The organism is Mucilaginibacter sp. NFR10, from assembly GCF_900100445.1.
Lineage (GTDB): Bacteria > Bacteroidota > Bacteroidia > Sphingobacteriales > Sphingobacteriaceae > Mucilaginibacter > Mucilaginibacter rubeus.
Genome location: NZ_FMTV01000012.1, coordinates 79,326 through 88,121, shown reverse-complemented (window position 1 = coordinate 88,121; position 8,796 = coordinate 79,326). Strand labels below are relative to the sequence as shown.

General features: G+C 45.1%; 8 protein-coding genes. 2 read left to right on the top strand and 6 right to left on the bottom strand.

Translation table 11 applies throughout. From position 1 onward, the window contains the following. The first annotated feature begins 346 nt into the window (after positions 1-346). Together BLP33_RS25695 and BLP33_RS25690 are read left to right on the top strand one after the other, a co-directional pair. Positions 347-2,062, top strand: coding sequence for an IlvD/Edd family dehydratase (locus tag BLP33_RS25695; protein WP_090534596.1), 1,716 nt, complete (start codon positions 347-349; stop codon positions 2,060-2,062). 143 nt (positions 2,063-2,205) lie between these two features. Beyond that, positions 2,206-2,973 (top strand): SDR family NAD(P)-dependent oxidoreductase, encoded by a 768-nt coding sequence (locus tag BLP33_RS25690; RefSeq protein ID WP_090534594.1) that lies wholly within the window; start codon positions 2,206-2,208, stop codon positions 2,971-2,973. 68 nt (positions 2,974-3,041) lie between these two features. Here the strand turns inward: BLP33_RS25690 and BLP33_RS25685 are convergent, their stop codons facing one another. The 6 genes from BLP33_RS25685 to BLP33_RS25660 all read right to left on the bottom strand — a co-directional run bounded on the left by BLP33_RS25685 (position 3,042) and on the right by BLP33_RS25660 (position 8,671). After that, the gene (locus tag BLP33_RS25685; protein ID WP_090534592.1) at positions 3,042-3,896 is read right to left on the bottom strand and encodes an NAD-dependent epimerase/dehydratase family protein; all 855 of its coding nucleotides are present in this window, start codon (positions 3,894-3,896) and stop codon (positions 3,042-3,044) included. Between the two features lie 3 nt (positions 3,897-3,899). Next, positions 3,900-4,199: a GNAT family N-acetyltransferase gene (locus BLP33_RS25680; protein WP_090534590.1), complete on the bottom strand. Its 300-nt coding sequence runs from the start codon at positions 4,197-4,199 to the stop codon at positions 3,900-3,902. 57 nt (positions 4,200-4,256) lie between these two features. Then, entirely contained in the window at positions 4,257-5,744 is a 1,488-nt protein-coding gene (locus BLP33_RS25675) for an alpha-amylase (protein WP_090534588.1), read from the bottom strand. Between the two features lie 246 nt (positions 5,745-5,990). Continuing rightward, a complete protein-coding gene (locus BLP33_RS25670; RefSeq protein ID WP_090534586.1) occupies positions 5,991-6,824 on the bottom strand; it encodes a universal stress protein in 834 nt (277 codons plus the stop codon). A gap of 85 nt (positions 6,825-6,909) precedes the next feature. Then, complete coding sequence (locus BLP33_RS25665; protein WP_175490122.1) at positions 6,910-7,869, bottom strand: zinc-dependent alcohol dehydrogenase family protein; 960 nt, start codon at positions 7,867-7,869, stop codon at positions 6,910-6,912. A gap of 121 nt (positions 7,870-7,990) precedes the next feature. After that, positions 7,991-8,671, bottom strand: a complete 681-nt coding sequence (locus BLP33_RS25660; protein ID WP_090534583.1) for a porin family protein — start codon at positions 8,669-8,671, stop codon at positions 7,991-7,993. Positions 8,672-8,796 lie beyond the last annotated feature (125 nt).

Genomic DNA, 8,796 nt, shown 5'->3' with positions numbered 1-8,796 from the left:
CTCGAAAACCAGCGTTAGGGATAGCAGCGGGTACCGGCCAACGAGCGTAATGCCTGCAGGCGTATGAGCGAATAGCCCGGCCGAAGGCAACGCCCTCATTCAGCTTGCTGTTTTGAGCACCGCAGTTAACACTTACAAAAATCAGGACTCATCAACATCGGGACTATAGATAACTTATCCATTTGCAACTCTACTATATATAGATAACCGCGGAAAACTCATCCAACGATGACTTGTCTACCTCCGGCATACTATTTCTCTAACTTTTCATTTACCATGCCTAAAACGATTTATAGAAATCTATATTTGTTAAACAACCAATTCAAAACACAACACATCTTATATAATGGAGGAAAAACCGCTACGGAGCCGGCAATGGTTTGGTAAAAAAGGCAAGGATGGCTTCATATACCGCGCCTGGATGAAAAACCAGGGCATCCCGGCACATCAGTTGCAGGGGAAGCCGGTGATTGGCATCTGCAATACATGGTCGGAGCTTACACCCTGCAATGCCCATTTCCGGGAATTAGCCCAATCTATAAAAAACGGCATTTATGAAGCCGGTGGATATCCCGTTGAATTCCCGGTGATGTCATTAGGCGAAACTTTGGTTAAACCTACTGCCATGCTGTACCGAAACCTGGTAAGTATGGATGTTGAAGAGAGTATCCGTGCAAATCCGCTTGATGGCGTGGTGCTGCTTTGCGGCTGCGATAAAACCACGCCGGCACTGGTAATGGGAGCCTGCAGCGTAAATATTCCAACCATAGTAGTATCGGGCGGGGCCATGCTGACAGGTAAATACCGGGGCCGGGATATCGGCACATCGGATATCTGGCGCTTTTTCGCCGATCATCAAACCGGGCAAATGAACGATGAAGACCTTTATACTGCCGAGGCCTGCATGGCCCGCAGCCAGGGGCATTGCGCGGTAATGGGAACGGCATCAACAATGGCCTGCATGGTCGAATCGCTGGGACTTTCACTGGCAGAGAATGCGGCTATCCCCGCGGCCGACTCTCGTCGTAAAGTATTAGCGCACCTATCGGGCAATCGCATTGTCGATATGGTGCATGAAGACCTGAAACCTTCAGACATCCTGACCCGGGAGGCTTTTGAAAATGCCATCACCGTTAATGCGGCTATTGGCGGCTCTACCAATTTTATTATTCACCTGCTGGCCATAGCAGGCCGCATAGGGGTTGATTTAAGTATGGATGATTTCAATACATCATCCCGCAAAATACCCTTACTGGCCAATCTGCAGCCCTCGGGTAAATATTTTATGGAGGATTTTTATTATGCTGGTGGTTTACCGGCTTTAATGAAAGAGCTTCATGAACAACTTAACAGCGATACTATAACCGTAAGCGGCCACCCTATATTACGTAATTATGAAAACAGCGAATGTTTTAACCGCGAACTGATAGCGCCGGTTGATTATCCTTTTAACCCAACAGCGGGTATAACGGTACTTAAAGGTAATCTTTGCGAAAATGGAGCAGTGATGAAACCGTCGGCGGCAAGCCCGGGCTTAATGCAGCATACCGGTAAGGCCGTGGTATTTGAAAATATAGAGGATTTTAATCATCGCATTAATGATCCGGCATTGGATGTGGATAAAAACAGTGTGCTGGTATTGAAAAATGCAGGCCCCAAAGGCTACCCCGGCATGCCCGAAGTTGGCAATATGCTGATCCCAAAAAAACTGGCCGACCAGGGCATTACCGATATGGTACGCATCTCCGACGGACGGATGAGCGGCACCGGCTTCGGCACGGTAGTACTGCATGTATCACCAGAGGCAGCCATCGGCGGAACATTGGCTATAGTACAGGATGGCGATATAATTAAACTTGATGTACCCGCCGGTACACTGCACCTTGAGGTTAGTGATGAAGAAATTGCCGAAAGAAAATCAAAGCTGGCATTAAATAACAATATCAGCAAACGGGGATACACTTATTTATACCAAACGCATGTAGAGCAAGCACATTTGGGAGCTGATCTTGATTTTTTAAGAGGGGGCTCAGGGAGTGAGGTTTTAAGGGATTCGCATTGAGAGAGACAAAATAACAAATAAGCTTTGAGCGAGGGCCGGTCAGTCTGAGCCTGTCGAAGACTCGCGCGCAGAGGCCCTCCCACCATGCTTCGACATGCTACCCATGACAGCAAGCAATTAGTTAACCAACCATCAACCTAAAAATGATAACTGATAAATTTAACGGACAGGTAGCTATAGTAACCGGTGCCGGACAAGGAATAGGTTTTGAAATAGCTAAACAGCTAAGTCTCGCCGGTGCGTATGTATTATTGAATGATTTGAGTGAGGAACTGGCTGTTCAGGCATCCGATACCATTAACGGGCTCGGCGGTAATTGTTACCCGATAGCCGGCGATGCTTCGGACATTGATTTTATACAACAAATGGTTGATGAAGCGGTACAGCGTTATGGCAAACTTACCATTGCCGTTGCCAATGCCGGGATCACTTTGTTTGGCGATTTTTTGAATTACCCTGCCCAATCCCTGCAAAGTGTAATGAATGTTAATTTGCAGGGCAGTTTCTTTTTAGCGCAAAGGGCAGCCAGGCAAATTGTTAAACAAAAAAGCGGGGGCAGTATCCTGTTCATGTCCTCCGTTACGGGGCACCAGGCCCACCAAGACCTTGCCGCTTACGGTATGACGAAAGCCGCGCTTGAAATGCTGGCTAAAAGCCTGGTGGTTGAACTATCACAACATCAAATTACCGTGAATACCGTGGCCCCCGGTGCCACCCTTACCGAGCGCACGATGGAAGATGCCGGATATCAAAAAACCTGGGCCCGCATTACCCCTATGGGTCGCGCCGCAACTGTTGAAGATGTGGCAAACGCGGTGTTGTTTTTGGTTTCGCCAGATGCAAGGCAAATTACCGGTCAAAATTTGGTAGTTGATGGGGGGTGGACGGCGGTTAGTACTTCTCCATATTAGTGTAGTGAATGGTTGATTAGGTTGATAAGTGAGTGGTTTCCTTTCTTTGGATTAAAACTTGCGAAGTTTTAACGAGCTATAAGGTTATTCAACAGATAATCAAATGTAAACTTTGGTTCGTAACCAAAATACCGTTTAGCCTTTTCGCTCACATAAACCCGGTCGATACTTTTTGGGAACTCCCAGCCTTTTGATAGATAAACAGTTTCAGCCTGAGGATAATGCTTTCTTATTGCTTCGAGAGGGTTCTGTTTTAATTGTACAAGCTCATCTTTTTTAAAGGGTGAACTACTGGTGATATTAAAGATCTCGAACTCAGGAAAAGTTTGTTCCAAAGCTAATCGGAGGCCTTCGGCGCCATCGCGTTCATCGAGGCCGCGGTACAGGCGGTGATTTAGTTTGAGGTTATCTGTTTCGGGCAGGAAACGGCCAACTCTATACACCGATGCCTGTAAACCTTCGCGGTAAAAAAAATCCTTACAAAGCTGCTCGGCGGTTTGCTTGGTGATGTCGTAAATATCCCGTGGTTTAATAGGCAGTTCTTCATCAACCCAAACGGCCTGGTTAGCATCCACCATCGCATCGCCATAAATAGATGTAGTACTGGTATACAGCATTTTTTGAACGCCATTAGCAATACAGGCATTAAGCAAATTGAGTGTGCCGTAAATATTCACATCGATGAATGCTTCGCGCGGATAGTTCAATTCATAATGTTTACCGTGGATTGCTGCCGTATGAATAATTGCATCGATATTTTGAGTGACTATTAAAACAGCATCTTTATTTAATATATCAATCAGTTCATTGGTAGTTTCGGCCGGGATGATATCAATGCCGGTAACCTGGTGCCCATTTATCCGAAGATGGTTAACTGTAACCGCGCCCAATCTTCCTGATGATCCTGTTACTAAAACGCGCATAAGTTAATGACCGGGCGCAATAGCCAATATCCGGGACCACTCGGGGTGGCGTTTCAGGTACGAAGCCACGTAAACACAAAGCGGCACCAGTTTCAGGTTATTCTGTTCGATATAGTTGAATGTTTTTTCAACAATGGCCGATGCCACGCCTTTGCCTTCCAGCTCAACCGGCACTTCGGTATGGATGAGGTAAATTTTATCGTCCTTTTTTTTGTAGTCGATAAAAGCGCGGTAGCCTTCAACAGTCAATTCAAAATTGTGGATGGCCTCATTATTTACCAGGGGGATTTCTTCGTATTTCATAGCGTATATATTACGGGGTGAACAAATGTATAAAATGTTCACCCCGTTTAACAGAAATTACTTCTTAATTCCCCAAACCGATACCGATCCAGCCTTCACTTTAAACTCGGCCCAGCCATCAGCGGTGATCACTACTTCCTCGCCGTCATGTTTGTTTAAATAGTCCACAAAAACTTTACCGGCATGCCCGGCCCCAATTTCCATCTCCTTAAAACCATCCTCACTGTTTGAAATCACTACGGCACAACCTGAATCTTCGTGATCTGTATCGCCTTCACGCGTCCAGCCTACACAATTTGGGTGGTCAAAATAATCGCGCTGGGTTCCGTAGGCCATGTTTTTCCTTACATAAAGCATGGTTTCCAGTTCGGTTACTACAGGCAGCTCTATTTCATGATCTTCGCCGTCGCCACCTTTGTCAGTATATTTTGCGCCATACATGTCGGCATAAAAAACGCATGGGTAACCGGCTTCACGCAGCAATATGAGCGCATAGGCCAAAGGCTTAAACCATTGATCGATTGGTTGCTCCAACGACTGCAGCGGCTGGGTGTCGTGATTTTCTACAAGTGTAACTGCCAGTTCGGGTTTTACACTCAAAAGTGTATTATCAAAAATGGCAGTGAGGTCATAATCCTTCCCGGCCCTCGAGGCATGATGAAAGTTATCATGCAGCAGGGTATCAAAAAGCGACATGCGCCCTTCGGTCACCTCAATGTATTTTAATAATTTAGGCAAATCGAAAGCCCAATACTCGCCAACAGTAAAAAATTCCTGCTTAAACTCATTGCGCATATAATCAAGCCATTCGTTGTAAAAGCCATGATCCATATGTTTAATGGCATCAAGCCTGAAGCCATTAAATTTTGCGGTTTCAAAATACCATTTGCCCCATTTTTTCAGTTCCTCCCGCACGCTTGGGTTACGGGTGTCGATATCTGAAAGCATAAGGTAATCAAAATTGCCGTTTTCGTCGTCAAGCACATCTTTCCAGCCTTCGCCATATTGGTTCTGGATGCTGAATATGGCCGTTTCTTTTTTATAGGCATCATAGTCAATACCCGAAAAGCACTGCCAATCCCATATAAATTTGGAGTATTTCCCCTTGCGGCCCGGGAAAGTGAATTTGGTATATGCGCCTATTTCGTAAACCTCGCTTATAAACTCGTTACGGTTGGCGGGGTCAACCTTGCGGGCATTCACCTTTTCAATTTCATCGGCACCGCCCATATGGTTAAGCACCACATCAACATAAACCTTTAACTGGGCTTTTTGCGCCGCAGCTATCGCATCGAGATATTCCTGTTTGGTGCCGTATTTTGTTGCGATTGTACCTTTCTGATCAAACTCGCCAAGATCATAAATATCGTAAACATCGTACCCGGCCGAGAGCCCTCCGCTTGCCGCTTTATAAGCCGGCGGAAGCCATACCGAATCGATCCCTTTTTTCTTCAGGTTTTCTGCATCATTTTTTAACTGATTCCACAATCTGCCTCCGGCGGGGTAATACCATTCAAAAAACTGCAGCATTGTAAAATTTTCCATGCTTTTAATTAAGTAAGCTAATTATAAATGACTACTTAACTAAATATAAACAGAAAGGTTTTATCCCGGCTTAACCTCGAGGTTAAATCATTATGAACCTGTTTACCCGGCATGAACCTGGCGGATGTTTTGTATGGCACTATCCGGGCAATGGTTTATTACAGCGCTTTCGTCAATAAGCACGCCGATACGGTCACTGTAATACCCCGTTTTAACGCGATTGGAGCTATTTCCTGATTAGAAATCTTATTTAAGGATCAATACCGGGTGCCTGGCATTTAAAGACAAGGCTTCGGTTATGCTGCTGTGGGTTAAATTATAAAAAAAGCTGTGTTTGCCCGGCAGGGCAATGATCATTTGTACTTGCTGTTCTGTAGCAAAATTGAGTATGCCCCGCACAATATTTTTATCCTCCGAATAATGAAGCTTACATTCATAACAATTAACCAGTTGTTTTACCGATGCTTCAAATTCGGCCTCCCGGCCAATATGTTTTTTCTTTGGATCGACATAAAGAAGCATCAGCTTTGGGTTAAGCCAGCTGTGCGACGTGTTAAGGCCTTTTAAAACGCCGAGCCGGGCTACGGCTTCCAAATCACAGGGTACCAGTGCCTGTTCTATTTTCTGATAATTACAATCAGGCGGAATGATCAGTACTTTTACCGGGCTGCTTTTTGCTATTTCAATGATCTGTTCGCCAATCATACTTAACTCATGCCCCATATCGCCGCCAACTATCATCAGGTCGGGGTGCTGATCTTCAACTACATTGTGTATAGCCCTAACGATAGGCTCAGTGCTGACTACCGTTTCTATCTCAATATTTTCGTGACATCGGTTTTTCAGCTTTTTCATCAGCTCCTTAAGCTGAGCTTCTATTTTTTGCCGCTCATTTTCAATATCATCAGCGCTTATCAGTAAAAAATCGGGCGAAGGAAGGATTTGTTCATATACCGATGTATAATAACTTTTGAGCAGTATAATCTTCTTTACCGGCATATCACAACCCATGTCGGCTGCATATTTTATAGCATTGGTATTGGTGTCGGAAAAATCTACCGGTATTAATATAGTTTTCATAACAAACAATTTAGGTACGTACGAGACCCGTGCGCTTAATGCTAAATTTACGATTTGTTTAACTATTTAATACAACTATTTGTAGCTAAAACGCTAATAAAACCTTCCCCCCTTTATCATAAGCAAAAGCCTGCGCAAACTCATCAACTGTATAAGTTGCCGATGGGGAAAGCTGAAACTCGGCCCTGCCAATGGAATGTACTAAATGACTGATCATGTGAGTTTTTTCTTCGAGCGAAAGCCCAGCCACATATCCCCTCACACCAAAACCCTTAATGACCAGGTTTTTAAACACGACTTCGGCGTTGAGGTAGGCAGCCGGCTGTGGATCAAGCAAACCATAAACAATAAGGTGCCCTCCGGGCGATAATGAGGATATTATTTCAGTAGCCAGTTCCCCGCCTACCGCGTCAAGTGCCGCTTTGATGCCCTTGCCTTTGGTAATTTCATCAATAACCTGCTTAAGCTTACCGGGTTCAGGAACTATTACTTCCTCGGCTTTTAAAGCTAATAACTCTTGCTTTTGCGCCTCATCGCGTACGGTGGCTATAACACAAATACCTTTTTCGGCGGCAAGCTGTATCACTATGCGCGATACTGTGGAATGGCCCGCAGTAAGCAGCAGCCAGTCGCCGCTTTTTACTTGTGCTTCCTGTATTAAACCATATGCGGTGTACGAATTGAGTAATAATTGCGCGGCTTTTGCTAATGGGAAGGTATCGGGCAATAATACCACGTCCTGCTCGTCAACTACCACATATTGCGCCCATGCCCCTATTTTGCTAAAAGCTACCAGGCTACCTTTGGAGATAATACTGTCATGTCCGGCTTCTTCAACATAACCGGCGCCTTCCAGTCCCGCTATTTGGGGCAGCACTGGCTGATAGCGGTATTTTCCGGCAATAAAAAGCAGGTCGGCCGGGTGTACAGGGCAGGCCTTCACCCTGATGAGCAACTGGCCGGAAGCCGGTTTGGGGTAGGCTAAATGTTTCAGTTGTATCACATCAGCGGCATTGCCTGCCTGCTCAAAAACCAATGCTTTCATAGTTGAAATACAAATTTCGGCTATGAAAGTTTTTAATGAGGTTAACATCTGCTACATGGAGTGTAAGGTAAAACAAGCATGTTGGCAGGTCTGGTTTGCAAAATTGAGCTAAAAAGCTTCACTAAAATTTATACCCCAAAGCAATGCCCAGGCTCCGGGTCCTGGTTTTCTTGTATGGGTAATTACCAACCTCGATATTAGCAAGCCCTAAATTATGAACTGCATTAATCATTAAACCGTTATCAAACTCAAAGCCGGCGACTACGTTGGCTCCATAGTCGAAAGATTTAAAATTGCTCCTGTCATCATTGCCGAATTTGGCTTTGAAGCTAAAGTCGGCGGGAGAGGATTGCTCCGGCGATTCGTTGCTTACCGGTGTAAACCTGCCTGACAAAGCCCAACCAATATATGGCCCGGCGCCCAGATAAAATTTGCCGCCATGAACCGGGATGTTATAAACCAGGTTAACCGGCACCTGGATATAATATAAACGCCATTTGCCGTACATTCGGTAAACAATATCTCCGCTTAAAACTTCTTCGGTAGTTTTACTGCTTAATGAATTGAAAATAATAGCCGGCTGCAACGAAAACCTGTTGACATTAAAGCTGGCAAAGACCCCGGCGAAATAGCCGGACCCGCTTTTTTCGGCATCGCGGATCTGCACATCCGTGCCGGGCGTCCGGGATAACCAGGTGCCGCTTACGCCCGCCCTGATGCCAAATTGAATAGCGTTTGTTTGTGCGGACAATTTAAAACATGCCAATAATAGCAGGGACGACAAGGTTAAATGTAGTTTCATGTTTGTGTAAAGTATGGTTTAGAAGGGATACGAAAAAATGCGCCGGGATGCGACATTCAACAATAAATTTTAGCGATAAAAAAAGCTTACCCTTAAATGAGGTAAGCCTTATATATATAATTGTA